The sequence below is a fragment of the Candidatus Eisenbacteria bacterium genome (genome assembly GCA_035712145.1).
Lineage (GTDB): Bacteria > Eisenbacteria > RBG-16-71-46 > RBG-16-71-46 > RBG-16-71-46 > DASTBI01.
Map to the genome: position 1 here is coordinate 1 of DASTBI010000013.1, position 20,943 is coordinate 20,943.

The following is a 20,943-nucleotide window of genomic DNA, read 5'->3' on the forward strand; positions in this document are numbered from 1 at the left end:
TGCTCGCCAACACCTATCACCTGTACTTGAGACCGGGCCTCGAGACCGTGCGTCGAATGGGAGGGCTGCACCGTTTCATGGGGTGGAATGGAGCGATCCTGACCGACAGCGGAGGCTTTCAGGTGCTGAGCCTGGCCGAGCTGCGCAAGGTCGCGGATCAGGGCGTGGAGTTTCGTTCACATCTCGACGGGAGCCGACACCTGCTGACGCCCGAAGACGCGATTCGCATCCAGGACGGGCTCGGAACCGACGTGGCCATGTCGCTCGACGAGCTCGTGGATCTGGAAACCGAGCCGGCGGACGTGAAGCGCGCGGTCGACCGGACGCTCGACTGGGCGCGTCGCGGCCTCGTCGAGCGCGAGCGGCTGAAGCAGGAAGGCTCGGGCACGATGGCGCTGTTCGGGATCAACCAGGGCGGGGTGCACGCCGCCGAGCGGCGGCGCTGCTTCGAAGGCCTGGCCGCCATGCCGTTCGATGGCTATGCCCTCGGGGGCCTGTGGGTCGGTGAGAGCAAGACGTTGTCGATGGAGATGGTGGAGCACGACTGCCGGATCTTTCCCGAGAACCAGCCCCGCTATCTGATGGGGGTGGGCCATCCGGTGGATGTCCTCGAAGCGGTCGCACGCGGAGTGGACATGTTCGACTGCGTTCTGCCCACCCGCAACGCGCGGCGCGGAACGGTGTTCACGTCCACCGGGCGCCTGGTGGTGAAGAACGCCGCTTACGCCAACGATCCGCGGCCGCTCGATCCCGATTGTGACTGCTACACCTGCCGGCGCTTCAGCCGGGCATACCTGCGGCATCTGTTCACGGCGGGCGAAACCCTGGCCATGCGGCTGGCTTCGATCCACGCGGTCACGCAGATGGTGCAGCTCGCGCGGCGCGCGCGTGAGGCCGTCCTGAAGGGCGGCTTCGCCGAGTTCCGCCGGGCGTTCATGAGCCGTTTCGAGAGCGGAGAGACCCTGGTCGCACCGGCGTAGGCACGCCGGACCCTAGCGGCCGGCCCGGCAAGGCCGGCGAGGAGAGTGAAACGATGTGGTGGACCGACGCCCTGGCCCAGGCCGGCGCCCCGAGCGGGAAGCCTTACGACGCGAACATGGCGCTGCTGTTCCAGCTCCTGCAGTTCGTGCCGATCTTTCTCATCCTCTACCTGCTCCTCATTCGCCCGCAGCAACAGCGCCAGAAGAAGCTCAACGAGATGCTGGGCAATCTGAAGAAGGGCAATCGCGTGGTGACGACCGGCGGGATCATCGGTACGGTGGTGGGACTGGAAGACAGCAAGGTCACGCTCAAGATCGCCGATGACGTGCGGGTCGACTTCACCAAGAGCGCCGTGGTCCAGGTGCTCGGCGAAGAGACGACCAAGGCCAAGTGAGGCAGACGCGCTGATGGCGATCCGACCCGTCCGGATCTACGGCGATCCGGTGCTGCGCGAGAAGGCGCGGCCCATCGACACGTTCGACGAGCCCCTCGCGAGGCTGGTCGAGGACATGTTCGAGACCATGCGCGCCTATCGTGGCGTGGGGCTGGCCGGCAACCAGGTCGGCATCCCGCAGCGGGTGCTGGTGATCGAGGTGCCGCCCGAGGAGGAGGGTGCCGCATCGCAACGGCTGGCGTTGGTGAACCCGCGGCTCTCCGAGGCTTCGGGACAGCAGGTCGAAGAGGAAGGGTGTCTCTCGATCCCCGGCGTCTACGACGACGTCAAGCGCGCGCAGCAGGTGAAGGTGCAGGCGCAGGATCCGCAGGGCAGGCCACTGGAGTTCGTCGCCGAGGGATACCTGGCGCGCATCGTCCAGCACGAAGTCGACCATCTCGATGGGGTGCTGTTCACCGACCGTCTTTCGCCGCTGCGCCGCCAGTTCCTGCGTCGTTCGCTGGAAGCGCTGGCTCGCGGCGAGATGCCCGAGGGTTACGAGCAGCTCGGCGGAGACTCGCGGTGAGCCGGCCACGAGTGGTCTTCATGGGCACCCCGGAGTTCGCGGTGCCCTCCCTTCAGGCGGTGGCCTCGGCATGCGATGTCGCCCTCGTGGTGACGCGCCCCGATCAGCCGCGCGGCCGGGGCCGCGCGGTGGGCGAATCCGAGATCGCGGCCGCGGCCGGCGCCCTGTCGCTCCGCGTCATCAAGTCGGCTCGGCCTTCCGAGAGCGGCACGCTCGCCGAGCTGCGAGCGCTGGAGCCGGACTTCTTCGCGGTCGTCGCGTTCGGCTCGATCCTGACGCGGGAGCTGCTGGCGGTTCCGAAGCTCGGCAGCATCAATCTGCATGGGTCGCTCCTGCCGGCGTATCGCGGCGCGTCGCCGGTCCAGCAGGCGTTGTGGGATGGGTGCCTCGCCACCGGCGTGACCACCTTATGGATGGACGAGGGCATCGACACGGGCGATCTCATCCTCCAGCGCTGGGAGCCGATCCACGCCGAGGACGATGCCGAGTCGCTCGCGAAACGGCTGGCCATGCTCGGCGCGCCGCTCCTGGTCGAGAGCCTGCTGAGTGCCATGTCCGGCGGCTCGGCGCGCATGCCCCAGGATGCGAAAGCCGGAAGCTACGCGCGGAAGCTCACCAAGGGAGATGGAATCGTGGACTGGAGCCTCGATGTCGAGACGGTCTGGAACCGCCAGCGCGCCGTGACGCCGTGGCCCGGCGCAAGCACGCGGCTTCGCGGCAAGCCCGTGCTGCTCACTCGCACGCGGCCGTGGCATCGGCTGGATGCCGGCTCGCCTCCCGGCACGTTCCTCGGCACGTTCGGCGAAGGCGTGGGAGTGGCGTGTGGATCGGGTGCGTTGCAGGTGCTCGCGCTCAAGCCCGAAGGTCGCGGCGAGATGTCGGGCGCCGCATGGGCGCGCGGCGCGCGTCCCACGCTCGGCGAACGCTTCGGCGTGGAGGTGCCCGCGTGAACGGCCGTCCCCGTCGCCCCGGCGGGCGGCGCCCCGGCGGGCGTCCCGGCGGTCGTCCTCGGAATCCCGGCCGCCGCGGCGCTCCGCCGCGACCCGCGGGGCTGCCGATCGACGAGGACAATGAAGCGGCGCTTCCCCAGAATCCTCGCGAAGCGGCGCTCAAGGTGCTGCACGCGGTCGACACCCGCAGCGCGTTCAGCGATCGGCTGCTCGACGGCGCGCACGCCGCGGCGGGCTCTGACCCGCGCGATCAGGCGCTGCTCCACGAGCTGGTGAAGGGCACGCTGCGCTGGCGCGGGCGCATCGACTGGGCGCTCGACCAGCGGGTCCACGTCGGTCTCTCGCAGCTCCAGCCCTGGATCAAGAACGTGCTGCGTCTCGGCGCCTACCAGGTGCTCTTCCTGGATCGTGTGCCGCCTCATGCCGCGGTCGACGAATCGGTGAAGCTCGCCAATCAGTTCGGGCACCCCGGCTCGGCGGGCCTCGTGAACAGCGTGCTGCGCCGGCTGGTCGAGGAGAAGGCCACGCTCGAAGTGCCGCAGGGCGATGACGTCGAATCGCTCTCGGTGTGGGGCTCGCATCCCCGGTGGCTGGTCGAGCGCTGGCTCGCACGCTTCGGTCTCGAGGCGGCGCGCGCACTGCTGATGGCCAACAACCAGGCCTCGCGGATCGGGCTGCGCGTCAACGTCCTGCGCGGGACCCGCGAGTCGCTCATCCAGCGCCTGCTCGCCGAAGGTCACGAAGCGGTGCCCGGGAAGCTCGCGCCGGAGCTGGTGTGGCTCAGCAATGGCGTGCCGCTCTCTCGCCTCGCCGAGCTGCGCGACGGATTGTGCACCGCGCAGGACGAGAGCGAGGCGCTGGTGACCGGATTGATGGCGCCGCAGACCCACGAGCGCCTGCTGGATCTCTGTGCGGCGCCCGGCGGCAAGTGCACGCACATGGCCGAGCGCATGGGCGACGAGGGCGAGGTTTGGGCCATGGACCGCGTGGAGGGCAGGGTGGCGGCGCTCGAAGCCACGGTGCGCCGTCTCGGCGTCCACTCCGTGCACGTGGTGCGCGGGGACGGACGCAACTATCCCTTCCCGATGCCGTTCGATCGCGTGCTGGTCGACGCGCCGTGCTCGGGTCTCGGTGTGCTCGGCCGCCGTGCGGACGCGCGCTGGCGCAAAGGTCCCGAGATCCTCGACGAGATGCCGCCGCTTCAGCTCGAGCTGCTCGCCGCCGGCGGCCGCCACGCCCGACCGGGCGGCGTGCTGGTCTACAGCGTGTGTTCGTTCGAGCCGGAAGAGACCACCGAGCTGGTCGAGCAGTTCCTCGACGACAATCCCGGCTTCCTGCTCGAGAGCGCCGAAGGCGTGCTGCCCGCCGAAGTGGTGGACGAGCACGGATTCATGCGCGTGCTGCCGCACGTCCACGGCTGCGATGGCGCGTTCGCCGCGCGGTTCCGCAAGACATGACGACTCGCCGCAGGCTCCGCAACCGCTACGAGCGGCCGGAGACCGAGCCGGAGCCGGTGAGTGTGCAGCCGGTCTCGCCATTCCCCGCGCCGCCCGAAACCGAGCTCGAGCCCGAAGCACCTCCCGCGGGCGCCAACGGAGAGGCTGCGGAGTCCGCCCCTTCTCCGGCCGCTCCCAAGGACATGGCGCCCAGGCGCCCCGCGCGTCACGGGCGCTTCGGATTCCTGTTCATGATGGCGCTCGCGCTCGTCGCGTTCATCACCGGCCTGATGGTCTTCAACAGCCTGGTGATGCCGCGCCTGATCCACGGGATCAACGAGGTCGAGGTGCCCGACGTCCGCAACCTCACGCTCGATCAGGCGGAGCAGGCGCTGCGACCTCTCAATCTCCAGGTGTCGCGCGCCGGCGAGCGCTTCGATCCGGTGGTGCCGCCGGGCTTCGTGCTCAGTCAGGACCCCCTGCCCGGCACCGACGTGCGAGGAAACCGTCGCGTGTCGGTGGTCGTGAGCCTGGGAGAGGAGTTCAGCTCGGTGCCCGAGCTCTCCGGCGAGTCGCAGCGGAGCGCCGAGCAGCTGCTGAAGAGCGCCGGGCTTCGAGTCGGCGCGATCGCACGTGCCCCGAGCGACGACGTGGGCCAGGACCTCGTCATCGGCTCCGATCCCGGACCGGAGAGCGTGCTGCCCCAGGGGAGTCCGGTGAACCTGCTGGTGTCGACCGGCGCCAAGGAGGAGAGCTTCGTAATGCCGGACCTGATGGGCCGCGAGATCGGAGGCGTGCGCCGTCAGCTCGAGTCGCTCGGCTTCAAGGTCGGCCTGACCGGAACGGCAAACGTGGGCACGGTGACCGCTCAGCGTCCCGCGCCCGGCGTCCGCATCACCCGCGCCAACGAGATCCTGCTCCAGGCCACAGGAAGGGTGATCCGATGAGCGCACATCCGCTCACGCCACCCATCGTCGCCCCTTCGATCCTCTCCGCCGATTTCTCCCGGCTGCAGACCGATCTCGCGCTCGTCGATCCCGAGCGCGACTGGATCCACTGCGACGTGATGGACAACCACTTCGTGCCGAACCTCACGTTCGGGCCGATCGTGATCGACGCCGTGCGCAAGCTGTCCCGCGGCTACCTCGACGTGCACCTGATGATCGAAGAGCCGGGGAAGCTGGTGCCGGCGTTCCGCAAGGCCGGCGCCGACGGGATCACGATTCACCTCGAAGCCTGCGAGGACCTCGCCGCCACGCTCGCCGCGGTGAAGGAGAGCGGCGCGCGCATCGGGCTCGCGCTCAAGCCCGGCACCCCGCTCGCCGCGGCCGAGCCGCATCTCGGGGATCTCGACCTGCTGCTCCTCATGACCGTCGAGCCGGGATTCGGCGGCCAGGCCTTCATGTCCGACATGATGCCGAAGGTGAAGGAAGCCGTGGCCTGGCGTGAGCAGCATGCCGCGCGGTATCTGATCGAGGTCGACGGCGGCATCGCGCCGGACACCGCCAAGGTCGCGCGCGGGGCGGGCGCCGAGATCTTCGTCGCCGGCCATGCGATCTACCGGCAAGCCAATCCCCAGATCGCCCTGGCCACGCTTCGCGACGCGGTGAGATGAGCTCAAACAGGTCAGTCTTGTAACTTCTTACTGTCCCCGGGGACAGTAAGGAATTACAAAGGGAGGTTGGACGGCTCTCGTCTCCCGATCGCCGATCCTTCTGCGGCCCACGTTGCTGTGCTAATGTGCCGCACTTCTGACGATTGGGGGTTCCGTGTTCGAAGCGCTCTCCAGTCGGCTGGAAGGCGTCTTCAAACACCTCCGTGGCCAAGGGCGCCTGACTCCCGACAATGTCCGTGACAGCCTCCGGGAAGTGCGTCGCGCCTTGCTCGAGGCGGACGTTCAACTTTCTGTGGCCAAAGACTTTGTGTCTGCGGTGGAGGCGCGGGCCGTGGGCGAGGACGTGCTCAGGAGCCTGACGCCCGGCCAGCAGGTCGTGGGCATCGTCCACGAGGAGCTGATCAAGCTTCTGGGCCGGACCCCGGTCACGCTCGCCGGCTCACCGCATCTGCCGACGGTGGTGCTGCTGGCCGGTCTCCAGGGCTCGGGCAAGACCACGTTCGCCGGCAAGCTCGCGCGCTGGCTCGGCCAGCGGGACAAGCGCTCGCTGCTGGTCAGTGCCGACGTCTACCGTCCCGCGGCCATCGATCAGCTCTCGCGCGTCGCGCAGGGAGCGGGACAGGCCTCGTGGCGGGCGGCCGAGGGCACGCCGCCGGTCGAGATCGCGCGCCAGGGGCTCGACGAAGCGCGGCGCCGCGGATTCGACTTCCTGCTGCTCGACACGGCCGGACGTCTCCACATCGACGACGAGCTGATGGACGAGCTGCAGGCGCTCAAGCGTGAGGTGCGCGCCCATCAGGTGCTGCTCGTGCTCGACGGCATGACCGGACAGGAAGCGGTGCGTATCGGCAAGACATTCGCGGAGCGGATCGGGATCGATGGGCTGGTGATCACCAAGATGGACGGCGACGCGCGCGGCGGCGCGGCCTTGTCGCTGCGCGCCGCGACCGGCAAGCCGATCCTGTTCCTCGGCGTCGGCGAGAAGCTCGACGGCCTCGAGCCTTTCGATCCTTCGCGGCTGGCCGGCCGCATCCTCGGCATGGGCGACGTGGTGGGGCTCGTCGAGCGCGTGCGCGAGGCCTTCGACGAGAAAGAGGCGGCACGCCAGGCGGAGAGGCTCCGCAAGTCGGAGCTCAACTTGGAGGACTTCCTGGAGCAGCTGCGTCAGCTCCAGAAGATGGGACCGGTCGAGGAGCTGCTCAAGATGATCCCCGGCCTTCCCAAAGCCGCGCTGCAGCAGGCGGCGCCCGACACGAAGAGGCTCAAACGCTTCGAGGCGATCTTGTCGAGCATGACCCCGGGCGAACGGTTGCGCCCGCGGATCATCGACGGCAGCCGCCGGAGGCGAATCGCGTCAGGCAGCGGCACCAGCGTTCCCGAGGTCAATCAACTGCTCCGGGACTTCGATCAGGCCCGGACCATGGTCAAGCGCATGCGTCACGGCCCGCGCGGATTCGCCGGGCTCAAGCGCGGGGGGCGCTGACGGCCTAACCCGCCGTTCACCCAGGGAGCCGCCCCAGAGGGCTCCCTTGCACGAGGAGTCGACATGGCAGTGGTGATTCGCATGATGCGCATGGGCGCCAAGAAGCGCCCGGCCTATCGCATGGTGGTGGCCGACTCGCGTCGTCAGCGCGACGGCCGGTTCCTGGAGATTCTCGGGCACTACAATCCGCTGGCGCAGCCCTACGAGCTCGTGATCCACAAGGACAAGGTCGAGCGCTGGTTGACGCGCGGCGCGCAGCCATCGGAGCAGGCCGCTTCGCTGCTGCGCTCGCTCGGCATCAGCAAGCCCGCGCCGCAGGCGGCGAGCACCGAGCCGAAGCCGAAGGCGAAGAAGACGGAAGCCAAGGCCAAGCGGAAGGTGCAGCGCAAGCCCTCCGAGCGGAAGACGCGCAACAAAGCCGCTCGCGCCGCCAAGAAGACCGCGAAGAAGGCCTAGCCGGGGCCGACAGATGACGCTCCCCGCCAAGCTCCGCATCGGCGTGCGCAGCGGCCGGCTCGCCGCCGCGCTGGCTCACGAGGTCCAGCATGCGCTGGAGCAGGCGCACCCGAGCCTCGAGGTGGAGATCGTGCGTGTCGCGGGCTCGGGGGACCACGTCCACGACGCGCCCCCGCGCGCCGGGGGCTTCACGTCCGAGCTGGATCGCGCGCTCACGACGGGGAAGATCGACGCCGCGCTTCACGACCTGCCCGACGTTCCGCGCGTGCGGCCGGACGCCATCGTGCTCGCCGCAGTGCCGCGGCGCCGCCACCCGTTCGACGTGCTCCTGACCAAGGACGGCCGCATCCTCGACGAGCTGGACGGCGGTGAGCGGATCGGCGCCTCGAGCGCCGCGCGCCGCTCGCAGATGCTCGCGTACCGCGAGGACCTTCGCGCCGTCTCGGCGCGCGGCAACCTCGAGACGCACCTGCAGCAGCTCGAGAACGGAGACTTCGAAGGCCTGGTGATGGCCGCGACGGACGCCGAGCGCTTGGGCTGGTACGAGCGCGTCAGCGAGATCTTCACCACCGAGGTGTGCGTTCCCGAGGTGGGGCAGGGCGCGCTCGCGCTCGAGGTGCTCGCCGACCGCAAGGACGTCATCTCGGCGGTGCGCTCGCTCAACGACGCCTCGTCGCACGGGGCCGTGATCGCCGAGCGCGCCTGGCTCTCGGAGCTCGGCGATCACGAGGACTTCCCGGGTGGTGCTTTGGCCAACGTGGTCGACGGCCGGCTGGTGATCGAGGCCGTGGTCGTGAGCCTCGACGGCCTCGAGGTCGTGCGCGACGAGGCCGAGGGTCCGGCGGCCAGCGCCGAAGCGATCGGGGCGAAGCTGGCGGTGCGGATGCTGGAGCGTGGAGCGCACGAGATCCTCGAAGCCCTGGCGGGCGAAGAGACCGAATGATGCCGTGCCGAACGGCGCGGCGCCGGCTCGCGATCTGCGCCGCGGCGCTGTGCGGGATGCTCGCGATCCTGGGTTGCTCGAAGAGCCCCGAGTCCAATACGGGTGGGCCGCCTCAGCAACGCTCTCAGGCGTTGATCGATGCCGGGAACGAGGCGTATCGCGCGGGGAACTTCGGGCTCGCGGCGCGACGCTATGCGGCCGCGGCGGTGGTGAAACCCGACGATCCGGCGGCCTATTACGGCATGGGGATGGCCCTCACCAAGCTCGGCAAGGACGAGGAAGCGCGGCGGGCTTACACCAAGGCCCGCGAGCTGACCCAGCAGGCGAACGCGCCGGGCGCGTCACCGCCGACGCCGTAAGGGGACGTCGATGCTCGATCTCAAGTTCCTGAGACAGAACCGCGAGAAAGTCGAGGCCGGCGTGGCCTTGAAGGGAATGGCCGTCGACCTCGGCCGCTTCTACGAGGTGGAGGCGCGCCGTCTCGCGGTCCTGCACGAGACCGAGCAGCTCAAGGCGCGACGCAACGCCGCCAGCGAGGCGATTGCCGAGCGCAAGCGCCGAGGCGAGGACGCCGCCGACGACATCAAGGCCATGCGCGACGTCGGCGACCGCATCAAGGGACTCGACGCCGAGCTCAAGCGTCTCGAGGAGGAGAGCGAGACCCTGGCGGCATGGATTCCGAATCTCCCGCATGCCTCGGTGCCTCCGGGAAGCGGGGCGGAGCAGAACCAGGTGGTGCGCACGTGGGGCGAGAAGAAGCGCTTCGATTTCGAGCCCAAGCCGCACTGGGACCTGGCCACCTCGCTCGGGCTGCTCGACTTCGAGCGCGCGGCGAAGATCTCGGGGTCGGGCTTCCTGCTCTTCACCGGGCGCGGTGCGAAGCTCGAGCGCGCGCTCATCCAGTTCATGCTCGACTTCCACGTCCGGAGTCACGGCTACCTCGAGGTGTCGCCGCCGCACGTGGTGCGCCGCGCGTCGCTGTTCGGAACCGGACAGCTGCCGAAGCTCGAGTCCGAGATGTACCTGATCGGGGAGGACGACCTGTTCCTGAACCCGACCGCCGAGGTGCCGGTCACCAACATCTATCGCGACGAGATCATCGAGCCCGGCAAGCTCCCGCTCTATCTCACGGCCTACTGCGCCTCCTATCGTCGCGAGGCGGGCGCGGCGGGCCGCGACACGCGCGGCATGGTGCGTGTCCACCAATTCGACAAGGTCGAGCTGGTGAAGATCGTGGCGCCGGAGAAGAGCTACGACGAGCACGAGTCGCTGGCGCGGGACGTGGCCGATGTGTTCGAGGCGCTCGAGCTGCCGTATCGCGTCATGCTGCTGTGCAGCGGTGACCTGAGCTTCGCGGCCGCCAAATGCTATGACTTCGAGGTGTGGGCGCCCGGAGTCGGGCAGTGGCTCGAGTGCTCGTCGTGCAGCAACTTCGAGGACTTCCAGGCCCGCCGGATGGCCATGCGCTTCCGTCGCGAGCCCGCGGCCAAGGCCGAGCACCCGCATACCCTCAACGCCTCGGGCGTCGCGCTGCCCCGCACCTTCGCGAGCTTGCTCGAGAACCACCAGACCGAGCGCGGCACCGTGCGGATCCCGGCGGCTCTGCGGCCCTATCTGGACGGTCTCGAGGAGCTGACGCCGGAAGTCTGACGTGACCGCCGGCGCTCCCTCCACGCGCGCGAGACCCGGACGTCCCCGCGACATCCACCGCCAGCGGTCGCGCTCCGAGCTCTTCAGGGTCACGCTCTTCCTGGCCAGCCTGGTGATGCTGGGCGGCGTGTTCGTGTTCACCAACTGGATGGTGCGCCGGTTGAGCGACCAGGTGTCGGCGTCCTCCGAGCTGCTCGCGAGGTTGTGCGCACAGGCCAGCTTCCCCGCCACGCGTGATCCGGAGCTGCAGGCGATTCTGTCGGGCGTGATCCGCGGAATCGACTTTCCGATGGTGATCGCCGATGAGCGCGGAGTTCCTCGGGCCTGGCGTCTGGTGGAGCTCGATCCCGCGCTGATTCCCGACGCGTCGCTCGACAGCCTCGCTCTGGGAAAGCCCATCGCCCCCGTGATCCGCGCGCGGGTGGATCGCCTCTACGCCAAGATCGGCGAGCTCGACCGGAAGCACCCGCCCATCCCGATGACCCAGCCGGTCACCCGCGTGTCGCTCGGACGGCTCCACTACGGCGATCCGCCGTTGCTCGAGCGGCTGCGCTGGATGCCCTATGTCACCGTCGGCGGCATGGTGGCCCTGATCGGCGTGGGGCTGTGGGGACTCGAGACCATGCGCCGCAACGAGCGCCGCAACATCTGGGTCGGCATGGCGCTCGAGACCGCCCACCAGCTCGGGACGCCGCTGTCGTCGCTGATGGGCTGGGTCGAGCTGCTGCGTGCGCGCATGGACGAGACGGCGGGCGCCGAGCCCGTCCCGCGCGCCGAGCTGACGGAGACTCTGGAGGAGATGGAGCGCGACGTGGACCGCCTCAACAAAGTGGCCCAGCGCTTCAGCCACGTGGGCTCTTCGCCGCGTCTCGAGCCGCTCGATGTCTCGGCCCTGGTCCAAAGGGTCGCCGAATACATGCGGAGGCGCATCCCTCGCGAGGAAGGCGACGTCACCATGACCGAGCGCATCGAGCAGACCACGCCGCTCCCGTGCAGCCGCGAGCTGCTCGAATGGGCGATCGAGAACCTCATCGCCAACGCCATCACCGCGCTCGACAAGCGCCCCGGACAGATCGAGGTGTCGGTCGCTCCGCGCGAGGGCGGGGGCGCGGAAATCATGGTGCGCGACAACGGAAGGGGCATGACCGCGAGGGAGCAGCGGCGCGCCTTCGAGCCGGGGTACACCACGAAGCCCCGGGGATGGGGACTGGGACTGGCGCTGGCGCGGCGCGTGGTCGAGGAGTACCACGGTGGCAAGCTCACCGTGCGGAAGAGCGTGCCCGGCGAAGGCACGACCATCGCGATCGTGCTGCCGGGCTGAAGCGGGGTATCATGCGTTGTTCCGCACCCCATTGACCAGTACAAGAAGCCGGAACTGAACGGCCCCTTTCCGAAATGCCCGACGACCAGCGACGCCAGATCCTGTGGGCCGACGACGAGATCGACCTCCTCCGGCCGCACATCAAGTTCCTCGAGCAGAAGGGCTTCGCCGTCACGCCGGTCGGCAGCGGCGAGGATGCTCTCGCCGCCCTCACGCGGTCGCGCTTCGACGTCGTGCTGCTCGACGAGAACATGCCCGGCCTCGGAGGCCTGGCCACGCTGGACGCCATCAAGTCCCGCGACGTGTCGGTGCCGGTGATCCTGGTCACGAAGAACGAGGAAGAGTCGCTGATGGAAGAGGCGATCGGGCGCCACATCCGCGACTACCTCATCAAGCCGGTGAATCCTTCCCAGGTGCTGCTCGCGCTCAAGCGCGTGCTCGAGTCGAGCCGCATTCAGGACACGGCGCGCACGCGCGACTACGTCGGGGACATGCGGCGCTGGCAGGATCTCGATCGCCGGCGCTTCACCTGGCAGGAGTGGGTGGATCTCGCGGTGGACGTGGCGCGCTGGGACGTGCTGTTCGACGAGCTGCCCGACGAGCAGGGCCTGGCCCAGGCGCATCAGGACTTCCGGCGCTCGCTCAACGCCGATTTCTCGCGGTTCATCGAAGCGCAGTACGGAGGCTGGGTGCATGGGGACGCCCAGCGGCCTCCGCTCTCGACCGACGTCGTCGCTCAGACCGTGGCGCCGCGGCTGAAGCGCGGTGAGCGCACGGCGTTGGTGGTGATCGACTGCCTGAGGCTCGATCAGTGGCTGACGCTCGAGCCGCTCCTGGCCGAGCACTTCGAGATCCAGCGCGAGCACTACTGCTCGATCCTGCCCACGGCCACGCCCTATTCGCGCAACGCCATCTTCTCCGGGCTGCTTCCCGCCGAGCTCCACAGCCGCCACCCCGATCTGTGGCAGGAGACGAGCGGAGACGAGCGCTCCAAGAATCGTTTCGAGCGCCAGCTGCTCGAGCTGCAGCTCGACCGCCTCAAGGCGCGGCCGACACGACCCATCCGCTATTTCAAGATCTACGACTCGGCCGAAGCGCAGCAGGCCCGCAAGCAGTCGAGCGGCTTCGCCGGACTCGGTCTCGTGGCGCTGGTCTACAACTTCCTCGACATCCTCGCCCACGGACGATCCGAGAACGAGCTGCTTCAGGAGCTGGCTCCCGACGAGGCCGCATTCCGCTCGGTGATGAAAGCGTGGTTCCTCCGGAGCCCGCTGTACGAAATCCTGCGCGCCCTCGGCCAGCAGGGCTTCGCGATCGTGCTGACCACCGACCACGGGGCGGTGCTCGCGCGCCGCGCCTCCAAGGTGCACGGCAATCGCGACACCTCCACCAACCTGCGTTACAAGTTCGGTCTCAACCTCAATTGCGACCCGAAGGAAGCCGTGATCCTTCGCGACCCGAAAGTGTTCAAGCTCCCCGACGACTCTGTGAACAAGAACTACATCCTGGCGCGTGAGGACTTCTTCTTCGTCTACCCGACGCGCTTCCACGAGTACGAGCGTCAGTTCCGCGGTTCGTTCCAGCACGGCGGCATCTCGATCGAGGAGATGGTGCTGCCGCGCGTGACGCTGCTGCCGCGCCGCTCGTGAGCACGACCGGGACCGAAGGCGTCTCCCGCCGCAGCGAGGCGCCGGAAGAGACCGAGCGTTGGGGCGCGGCGCTCGCCTCGGGGCTCCAGGCGGGCGACCTGATTCTGCTCCATGGCCCTCTGGGCTCGGGCAAGACCTGCTTCGTGACCGGCCTGGCGCGCGGGCTCGGCGTGCGCGGACGCGTGCGCAGCCCGTCGTTCGGGCTGATCCACGAGATGCACGGCCGGGTCCTTCTCGCGCACGTCGACCTCTACCGGCTGAGCGAGCGGGAAGCCGACCGCCTCGGTCTCGAGGAGCTGCGCGATCGCGCCGTGCTCGCGGTCGAGTGGGGAGAGCGTCTGCCCGCCGCGTGGGACGAAGACGCACTGGCGATCACCTTTCGCATTCTCGGCCCGGCATCGCGCGATCTGACCGCGCGCGGCCGGGGGCCGCGCGGCAGGCAACTGCTCGAGGCCTGGCGCGCGCTCGACCGGGTGACGAGGGGCGCATGATCGGCGTGTCGATCGAATGCGCGACCGAGCGCGCCGACGTGGTCGTGCGCAACGGAGCCGGTGATCGCGCGCAGGAGACGGAGGTCGTCGGACAAGGTCACACGCGGCGTCTCGTCGCACTGCTGAGGCGCGCGCTCGAGAAATCCGGCGTCCGGCCCGGCGAGCTCCAGTGGGTGGCGGCCGATCTCGGCCCCGGCTCGTTCACCGGCGTGAGGGTGGGGCTGGCGACCGCATCGGCGCTGGCTCAGGTGTCCGGCGCGCGCCTGAAGGGCGCGTCGTCCCTGGCCGCGCTGGCGCATGGCGCGCCGCGGCGCCGCGCGCTGGTGGTGCCGCTCGTGCCCGCCGGACGGCACGAAGCCTACGCGGGGTTCTTCCGTTCCGATTCGCGCGGCTCCTGCCGGCTCGTCGGCGCGCCCCAGGTGCTGCGGCTGCCGGCAGCCGTATCGGCCATCGCCGCGATCCGCCGCGCCACCTCGTTGCCGAGTGTGATGCTGGTCGGGCCGGGCGTGCCGCGCTGGCGCGAGGCGCTCGAAGCGGAGTTTCCCGGCGCCACCGCCTCCGGCTGGCGATTCGAAGGACTCTCGGCGGGCGATCTCGCCGATGCCGCGCTGTCCGGCCTCGGACCGGCCGCCGGCCTTCCGGCGCCCGGGGAGGAAGCGACGCCGCTCTACGTGCGCTCCGCACAGGCCGAAGAGCGGGTGCGCCATCGCGTCTCCGCGGCCGAGCCCGTCACGCTGCGGCCGATGACCGCCCAGGACGTCGACGACGTCGCGGCGATCGAGCGTCTCGTCTTCACCGATCCTTGGCCTGAGTCGTTCTTCATCGGAGAGCTGTCCCAGCGCCTGGTGTATGCACGGGTGGCCGAGCGCGCCGGTACGCTCGCCGGCTACAGCCTGGCATGGATGGGCTCCGGCAGCGGCCATCTCGGCAATCTCGCCGTCGTGCCCGAGCAGCGCCGTCGCGGCGTCGCGCGCGTGCTGCTCGAAGACCTTTTCGCGGAGGCCGGTCGACGCCAGGTGGAATCCCTGACACTCGAGGTGAGGGTCTCCAACTTCGCCGCGCAGGGACTCTACCGCGCCCATGGATTTCGTATGGTTGGCCTGCGACGCGGGTATTATCGTGACAGCGGTGAGGATGCTCTCGTGATGGAGTGGAGAACCCCCCGAGGCTCATGACCATGTCCTGGCTCAAGCGCGAGCGCTCCGGAATCAAGTCCAGCAAGACGCCTCGTCCGGACCTTCCCGAAGGGCTGTGGACCAAGTGCGAAGGCTGCGGCGAAGCGCTGTTCCAGAGCGTGCTCGAAGAGAACCTCTGGACCTGCCCCCATTGCAGCCATCACTTCCGGGTTCCGGCGCGCACCTATCTCCAGATGCTGACCGACCCGGACTCCTTCGTGGAGCGGCATGCCGACCTCGAAGCCACCGATCCGCTCGAGTTCCGTGATGCGCGCATGCGATATCCCGACCGGCTGAAGGCCGCGCAGCGCGAGACCGGTCAGAAGGACGCGGCGATCGCCGGCGTCGCCACCATCGGCAGGAAGCCTGTGAGCCTGACCGTGATGGACTTCTTCTTCATGGGCGGAAGCATGGGCTCGGTGGTCGGCGAGAAAGTGGCGCGCTCGATCGAGACGGCCATCGCCGAGCGGCGAGCGCTGATCGTGGTGTCGGCCACCGGCGGCGCGCGCATGCAGGAAGGCATCCTGTCGCTGATGCAGATGGCCAAGACCTCGGCGTTGCTGGCGCGACTTCAAGACCAGCGCCTGCCGTTCATCTCGATCCTCACCGATCCTTCGACCGCCGGCGTGCTGGCGTCCTACGCGTCTCTGGGCGACGTGATCGTGGCCGAGCCGAAGGCGCTGGTCGGCTTCGCAGGAGCGCGCGTGATCCGCCAGACCATCGGCGAGGATCTTCCGCCCGGGTTCCAGCGCGCCGAATTCGTCATGGAAAAAGGCTTCGTCGACCGGATCGTGCACCGCAAGCAGATGCACGACGAAGTGTCGAGTTTGCTCGAGTTTTTCTGGCGCTCCACGCACGGCTTCGCGCGTGACGGGGAAGCGTCGCCGCACGGCTACCGCCCAGAGCTCCCCTCGGCGGACGGTAAGATCGGAGCCGGAATCGGACCCCGGTGACCCATAGGCTCCAGGCTCGGCTCGAGACGCTCTACGGGCTCGAGCGCCGCAAGGACAAGCTCGGGCTGGACGGCACGCGCGCGATCCTCGCGGCGCTGGGTGATCCGCACCGGCGTTTCCGCTCGATCCACGTGGCGGGAACGAACGGCAAGGGATCGGTGTGCGCGATCATCGAGCGCGTCCTGCGCGAGGCCGGCCATCGCACCGGTCTCTACACGTCGCCCCATCTGGTGGACTTCCGGGAGCGGATCCGCGTGGGCGGCCGCTGGGCCGACGACCCGTGGCTCGAGGACGCTCTGGATCGCATCGAGCGCCTTCCCGAAGCGAAGGACCGCACCTTTTTCGAGGTGGCGACCGCGCTCGGCTTTCTCTGCTTCGCCGAGCACGACGTCGATCTCGCAGTGGTCGAGGTGGGGCTCGGTGGACGTCTCGATAGCACCAACGTCCTCACGCCCGAGCTCTCCGTGATCACCGCGATCGGTCTCGACCACACCGAGATCCTGGGTGACACGATCGAGGTCATCGCCGCCGAGAAGGCTGGCATCGTCAAGCCCGGCGTGCCCGTGGTGTGCGAGGACTCCGATCCGCGCGCGCTCGCCGCGGTGGCGTCGGCGGCGAAGGCTCGTGGCGCTCCGCTGGTGCCCCTCCGCGTCGCGTGGAACGTGCCCGCCCTGGTCACGCCCAACGGCGCCGCAACCCGACGATCGCCGCTCGAGATGTTCGTCGCCTCCGAGGCCACGACCGATGCCGACGGCATCGACTGGAGGGTCACGCACCCCGACTGGGGGCGTCTCGATCTCGCCTGCCCGCTGAGGGGGCGGCACCAGGTGAAGAACCTGAAGCTCGCGCTCACGGCGCTCGGCCTCCTGGCCCGCAACGATCCGGCGCTGGACGCCCGCGCCGTGCGCGAAGGCGTCGCGCGGGTCCGCTGGCCGGGACGGCTCGAGCCATGCCCCCATGAGCCGCGGCTCTGGTGGGACGGCGCGCACAACGTCGCCGGCGTGAGCGCTCTGGTCGAGGCTTGGGCCCGCGACCTCCGCATCGAAACGCCCGGCGCCGTCGTGCTGGCGCTTTCGCGCGACAAGGACGTGCCGTGGATGCTCGACGGAATCGCGCACCACTTCCCGCGGGCCCGCGTCGTCGCCACCCGCACCACGAACGCCCGCGCGCTCGATCCTGAAGTGATCCGCCGTGCAGCGGCCGCCGACGGGCTCTCGGCGGACGCGATTCCCGAGCTGCCGCGCGCCGTCGAGCACGCGCTGGCGGTGGCCGGCAGCGATCCGGTCCTGCTGACCGGATCGCTGTTCGCCGTCGGCGAAGCCATGCAGGCGTTCGGCGGCGCGCCCGAGGCCCTGCAATGAGCCGCGCATTCGTCTTCATGGCGCTCGCCATCCTGGCGGCGACGGCGACCGTGGGCCCAGCCCTCGCGCAGCCGCCGCTCAACATCTCGGCGGCGAACGTGACCGGCAGCCGGGGCCCCGAAGGCGACATCGTGCTGCTCAACGGCGACGTGCGCATCACGCGCGGGCTCACCGTCATCACCGCGGACCGCGGTCGCTACCTGCGCGCCCAGGGCATGCTGTATCTGGACGACCGGGTTCGACTGGTGGACACGACGACCACGCTGAGCTGCGATCACGCGGCCTTCTCGGAGGAGAAGGACCTGCTCCAGGTGACCGGAAACGTCGTGATCACCGACAAGGGCGCGACCCTCCGGGCGCCCTCCGGCACCTATGATCGCGGTCGCGGAAGGGCCGAGCTCTACGGCGGCGTGGTGGCGGAGGACAGCTCGCAGATCATTCGCTGCGAGCAGCTCACCTACTGGCGCGACTCGATGCTGGTGAAGGCTCGCGGCCGGGTCCGCGGCGAGGGCAAGAAGGACAGGCTGCGCCTGCTCGCCGACAACGTCGACTACGACCGCCGCCGGCACGTGGCGGTCGCCACGGGGAAGCCGGTGATGGAGTCCGAGGACGAACGCGGGCGCGTGGCGCGCATCTCGGCGAAGCGGCTCCGGCTCGACACCGAGACGCGGCGCGCCGAAGCCATCGACTCGGTGGTGGTTGATCGCGACACGCTCAAGGCCACCGGCGATTACGCGGTGTTCGACGACCGCGCCGACCGTGGCTGGCTCTACGGGCACCCCAAAGCCTGGGACAACGAGACCACCGTGACCGGCGACACGCTCGAGGTGTGGACCGAGAAGCGAACCCTGCGCCGCTTCGTGGTGCGCTCCAACGCCACGCTCGACTACAAGGGCGTCCGCCCGGGGAGCGAAGGCGAGACCAGCCGGCTCACCGGGGAGCGCATGGACGTGTTCTTCACCGACGACGAGATGGACAGCCTGACGTCGGTGGGCGACGCGCGCAACGAGTACCAGGCCGTGGCGCGGCCCGGGAAGACCCCGGAGAGCAACGTGGCCGCCGGCGACACGATCACCGTCCACCTCAAGGATCGGAAGATCGATCGCGCGGTGGTGCGTGGCCACGCCACCGGCGAGTACCGCCTCGAGGTGGCGACGGGGGACACGGCGGCCGCCCGGCTCGAGACGGTCAAGTATCGGGCGCCTCGCATCGAGTTCCACGTGCCGAAGGACCGGATCATCCTCGACGAAGGGGCGCAGCTCGACTACCGCGAGGTCTCGCTCAACTCGCGGCGCGTGGAATTCGACAGTCAGGAGCAGGTGCTGGTGGCGAGCGGCCGGCCGCAGATCGTGGATCGCGGCGACAAGGTGGAAGGCCACCTCATGACCTACGACCTGGAGTCACGCGAAGGAACGATCTACCAGGCCGAGACCACCTACGAGCGCGGTCTCTATCACGGGGAGCGCATCCGCAAAGTCGGCGAGAACGAGCTCGACGTGAAGAGCGGCGAGTACAGCACCTGCTCGCTCGATCACCCGCACTATCACTTCCAGGCGAAGTGGATGAAGATCTATCTCAAGGACAAGATGGTGGCGAAGCCGGTGGTGTTCTACGTCCGGAACGTGCCGCTGCTCGCCCTGCCGTTCTGGATCTTCCCCATCAAGCCGGGCCGCCACTCCGGCTTCATCTTCCCGCAATTCGAGATCGGACTGAGCACCACGGCGGGCCAGTTCATCCGCAACGCCGGTTACTACTATGCGCCCAACGACTACATGGACCTCACCGTCGCCGGCGACTACTACCAGGCCGAGCCCTCGTGGCTGATCCGCTCGGAAGCGAATTACAAGCTCCTCTACTCGTTCGACGGCCAGATCACCTATACGTACCAGCGCAGCGAGAATCCCCTCAGCCCGAGCGACAACTACGACTTCAATGCCTATCACCAGCAGGACATCACGCCTCGCACCCGGCTGCAGGCACGTGGTCAGTTCGTGTCGAGCCGCGCCTACAGCAAGAGCGTCGAGTTCGGGAGGCCGCTCTCGAGCCGGGTCAATCGCTTCCTCACCTCGAACCTGGCGCTCTCCCACGCCGCGGAATGGGCCAACCTCTATCTGGTGATCGACCGCAGGCAGGACCTGGACGCCGACGAGCAGATCAAGGATCCGGACGGGCAAGGGCCGCTGCAGGGGTCGGCGCTGGGGACGGTGGCGTCCCTGCCGAATCTGACCCAGTCGCTTCCCAACCTCTCGGTCTCGTTCCCCACGCGCGCGATCGGCTCGCTGGGCTTCCTGCGCGACACGCCGTTCTCCCGCTCGCTGGCGTCGATGTACTTCTCGCTCGACTCTCGCGTCTTGGCACAGACCGAGCAGCGCGCCGTCGTCTCGGGCTACAGCACCTTCTTGCGCGCGGACAGCACGCTGGACTCCACCACGGTGATCTCGCAGATCAAGAGCGATCGCTGGGGGAGCGCCGCGAACGCCTCGTTGCGCGATTCGCGGCGGCTCTTCGGCTGGCTCAACTTCTCTCCTGCGTTCAACGCGAGCGCGGTGCTGTGGGATTTCGATAATCTGGGCAACGAATTCGTGCCTTCCGCCACCTGGAACGCCTCGCTGGCCACCAGCACGACGTACTACGGCACCTCGCGACTCCAGTGGGGTCCTCTCGTCGGGATCCGCCACGTGGTGTTCCCGAGCGTCAGTTTTCGCTACAGCCCGAGCTTCGACAACCTGCTGTTCACGGACAGCCTGGGAGTGATCCGCTCGCGCTTCACCCCGTTCGGAGGGATTGGCATCTCCGGTTTCCGCGCCGCGAGCATGGGCTTCTCGCTGGATCAGCGCTGGCAAGTCAAGCTGCTGAGGAAGGGCAAGGAGGAGCGGCTCGACAACCTGCTGCAGTGGTCGATGTCCAGTGGCTACAACTTCCTCTACGAGGAGCAGGGACAGGAGCATCCGCTGGCGCCCATCAACTCGGTGGTCCGCTTCTCGCCGCCGGGCGCGGCCTCCGGAGACCTCAACTGGCTCGTCGACGTCTACGAGAAGCGTCCGCTGCGGGCGCTCAACTACAGCATGGCCGTGAACTTCACCGGCGCGACCACGCGCCCGAGCAACACGCCCGAGATCGCGCTCGACAAGCGTGCGCAGCAGGTGCAGGTCGACTTCGCGGAGCCGTGGTCGCTGGGTCTGGTGTTCTCCTATTCGGGCGGGTATTTGCGTGAGCGCGATTGGGAGAGCACGCAGACGGTCAACGGCGTGACACGCTTCAACCTGACCCCCAACTGGCGCCTCGAGTATTCGACCGCGGTGAACCTCACCAATCGCGAGCTGCTCACGCAGCGCTTCGGCCTGGTCCGCGACCTGCATTGCTGGCAGGCCAGCTTCACCCGCATCTTCAACATCGGGGGAGAGGCCGAGTACTACTTCCGCCTCTCGGTCAAGGACCAGCGGGAGCTCTACGTCGAGCGCGGGACGCGCATGGGCAGCGTCGGAGGCATCCAGTAGCGCGGCCCCGGGCCAATTGCCGG

Annotated in this window: 19 protein-coding genes; all 19 read left to right on the plus strand. The window is 68.9% G+C overall.

Annotated elements, in window-relative coordinates; genetic code table 11:
- On the plus strand, positions 1 to 980 hold a 980-nt coding region (tgt, locus tag VFQ05_00535), incomplete at its 5' end, for a tRNA guanosine(34) transglycosylase Tgt (protein ID HET9325238.1).
- 53 nt (positions 981 to 1,033) lie between these two features.
- The gene (gene yajC / locus VFQ05_00540) at positions 1,034 to 1,375 is read left to right on the plus strand and encodes a preprotein translocase subunit YajC (GenBank protein ID HET9325239.1); all 342 of its coding nucleotides are present in this window, start codon (positions 1,034 to 1,036) and stop codon (positions 1,373 to 1,375) included.
- Between the two features lie 13 nt (positions 1,376 to 1,388).
- Positions 1,389 to 1,940 (plus strand): peptide deformylase, encoded by a 552-nt coding sequence (gene def / locus VFQ05_00545; GenBank protein HET9325240.1) that lies wholly within the window; start codon positions 1,389 to 1,391, stop codon positions 1,938 to 1,940.
- Positions 1,937 to 2,890, plus strand: coding sequence for a methionyl-tRNA formyltransferase (gene fmt, locus VFQ05_00550; protein ID HET9325241.1), 954 nt, complete (start codon positions 1,937 to 1,939; stop codon positions 2,888 to 2,890). Before def ends, fmt begins: the two co-directional genes overlap by 4 nt.
- Complete coding sequence (gene rsmB, locus VFQ05_00555; protein HET9325242.1) at positions 2,887 to 4,347, plus strand: 16S rRNA (cytosine(967)-C(5))-methyltransferase RsmB; 1,461 nt, start codon at positions 2,887 to 2,889, stop codon at positions 4,345 to 4,347. The genes fmt and rsmB overlap by 4 nt, the downstream gene beginning before the upstream one ends.
- On the plus strand, positions 4,344 to 5,273 hold the full coding sequence (locus tag VFQ05_00560) for a PASTA domain-containing protein (protein ID HET9325243.1): 930 nt from the start codon (positions 4,344 to 4,346) through the stop codon (positions 5,271 to 5,273). Before rsmB ends, VFQ05_00560 begins: the two co-directional genes overlap by 4 nt.
- Positions 5,270 to 5,941, plus strand: coding sequence for a ribulose-phosphate 3-epimerase (gene rpe, locus VFQ05_00565; GenBank protein ID HET9325244.1), 672 nt, complete (start codon positions 5,270 to 5,272; stop codon positions 5,939 to 5,941). The genes VFQ05_00560 and rpe overlap by 4 nt, the downstream gene beginning before the upstream one ends.
- Positions 5,942 to 6,095: 154 nt before the next feature.
- Entirely contained in the window at positions 6,096 to 7,424 is a 1,329-nt protein-coding gene (gene ffh, locus VFQ05_00570) for a signal recognition particle protein (GenBank protein HET9325245.1), read from the plus strand.
- 63 nt (positions 7,425 to 7,487) lie between these two features.
- Complete coding sequence (rpsP, locus tag VFQ05_00575) at positions 7,488 to 7,880, plus strand: 30S ribosomal protein S16 (protein HET9325246.1); 393 nt, start codon at positions 7,488 to 7,490, stop codon at positions 7,878 to 7,880.
- Positions 7,881 to 7,893: 13 nt separating this feature from the next.
- Positions 7,894 to 8,823 carry a hydroxymethylbilane synthase gene (hemC, locus tag VFQ05_00580; GenBank protein ID HET9325247.1) on the plus strand — a complete coding sequence of 310 codons (930 nt, stop codon included), beginning with the start codon at positions 7,894 to 7,896 and terminating at the stop codon, positions 8,821 to 8,823.
- Positions 8,823 to 9,182: a tetratricopeptide repeat protein gene (locus VFQ05_00585; GenBank protein ID HET9325248.1), complete on the plus strand. Its 360-nt coding sequence runs from the start codon at positions 8,823 to 8,825 to the stop codon at positions 9,180 to 9,182. Before hemC ends, VFQ05_00585 begins: the two co-directional genes overlap by 1 nt.
- A gap of 10 nt (positions 9,183 to 9,192) precedes the next feature.
- Positions 9,193 to 10,473, plus strand: a complete 1,281-nt coding sequence (gene serS, locus VFQ05_00590) for a serine--tRNA ligase (protein HET9325249.1) — start codon at positions 9,193 to 9,195, stop codon at positions 10,471 to 10,473.
- A gap of 1 nt (position 10,474) precedes the next feature.
- Complete coding sequence (locus VFQ05_00595; protein ID HET9325250.1) at positions 10,475 to 11,794, plus strand: HAMP domain-containing sensor histidine kinase; 1,320 nt, start codon at positions 10,475 to 10,477, stop codon at positions 11,792 to 11,794.
- 74 nt (positions 11,795 to 11,868) lie between these two features.
- Entirely contained in the window at positions 11,869 to 13,443 is a 1,575-nt protein-coding gene (locus tag VFQ05_00600; GenBank protein ID HET9325251.1) for a response regulator, read from the plus strand.
- Complete coding sequence (tsaE, locus tag VFQ05_00605; protein ID HET9325252.1) at positions 13,440 to 13,934, plus strand: tRNA (adenosine(37)-N6)-threonylcarbamoyltransferase complex ATPase subunit type 1 TsaE; 495 nt, start codon at positions 13,440 to 13,442, stop codon at positions 13,932 to 13,934. The genes VFQ05_00600 and tsaE overlap by 4 nt, the downstream gene beginning before the upstream one ends.
- Complete coding sequence (gene rimI / locus VFQ05_00610; protein ID HET9325253.1) at positions 13,931 to 15,109, plus strand: ribosomal protein S18-alanine N-acetyltransferase; 1,179 nt, start codon at positions 13,931 to 13,933, stop codon at positions 15,107 to 15,109. The genes tsaE and rimI overlap by 4 nt, the downstream gene beginning before the upstream one ends.
- A 2-nt stretch (positions 15,110 to 15,111) precedes the next feature.
- Positions 15,112 to 16,062: an acetyl-CoA carboxylase, carboxyltransferase subunit beta gene (gene accD / locus VFQ05_00615; GenBank protein HET9325254.1), complete on the plus strand. Its 951-nt coding sequence runs from the start codon at positions 15,112 to 15,114 to the stop codon at positions 16,060 to 16,062.
- Entirely contained in the window at positions 16,059 to 17,423 is a 1,365-nt protein-coding gene (locus VFQ05_00620) for a folylpolyglutamate synthase/dihydrofolate synthase family protein (protein ID HET9325255.1), read from the plus strand. Before accD ends, VFQ05_00620 begins: the two co-directional genes overlap by 4 nt.
- Positions 17,420 to 20,920, plus strand: a complete 3,501-nt coding sequence (locus VFQ05_00625) for a putative LPS assembly protein LptD (GenBank protein HET9325256.1) — start codon at positions 17,420 to 17,422, stop codon at positions 20,918 to 20,920. The genes VFQ05_00620 and VFQ05_00625 overlap by 4 nt, the downstream gene beginning before the upstream one ends.
- Positions 20,921 to 20,943: the final 23 nt, after the last annotated feature.

Bases quoted from the DNA above. Each gene is read 5' to 3' on its own strand.
- yajC (HET9325239.1), top strand. From the start codon at position 1,034: ATGTGGTGGACCGACGCCCTGGCCCAGGCCGGCGCCCCGAGCGGGAAG.
- def (HET9325240.1), top strand. From the start codon at position 1,389: ATGGCGATCCGACCCGTCCGGATCTACGGCGATCCGGTGCTGCGCGAG.
- VFQ05_00560 (HET9325243.1), top strand. From the start codon at position 4,344: ATGACGACTCGCCGCAGGCTCCGCAACCGCTACGAGCGGCCGGAGACC.
- rpe (HET9325244.1), top strand. From the start codon at position 5,270: ATGAGCGCACATCCGCTCACGCCACCCATCGTCGCCCCTTCGATCCTC.
- rpsP (HET9325246.1), top strand. From the start codon at position 7,488: ATGGCAGTGGTGATTCGCATGATGCGCATGGGCGCCAAGAAGCGCCCG.
- hemC (HET9325247.1), top strand. From the start codon at position 7,894: ATGACGCTCCCCGCCAAGCTCCGCATCGGCGTGCGCAGCGGCCGGCTC.
- VFQ05_00585 (HET9325248.1), top strand. From the start codon at position 8,823: ATGCCGTGCCGAACGGCGCGGCGCCGGCTCGCGATCTGCGCCGCGGCG.
- serS (HET9325249.1), top strand. From the start codon at position 9,193: ATGCTCGATCTCAAGTTCCTGAGACAGAACCGCGAGAAAGTCGAGGCC.
- VFQ05_00600 (HET9325251.1), top strand. From the start codon at position 11,869: ATGCCCGACGACCAGCGACGCCAGATCCTGTGGGCCGACGACGAGATC.
- rimI (HET9325253.1), top strand. From the start codon at position 13,931: ATGATCGGCGTGTCGATCGAATGCGCGACCGAGCGCGCCGACGTGGTC.
- accD (HET9325254.1), top strand. From the start codon at position 15,112: ATGTCCTGGCTCAAGCGCGAGCGCTCCGGAATCAAGTCCAGCAAGACG.
- VFQ05_00625 (HET9325256.1), top strand. From the start codon at position 17,420: ATGAGCCGCGCATTCGTCTTCATGGCGCTCGCCATCCTGGCGGCGACG.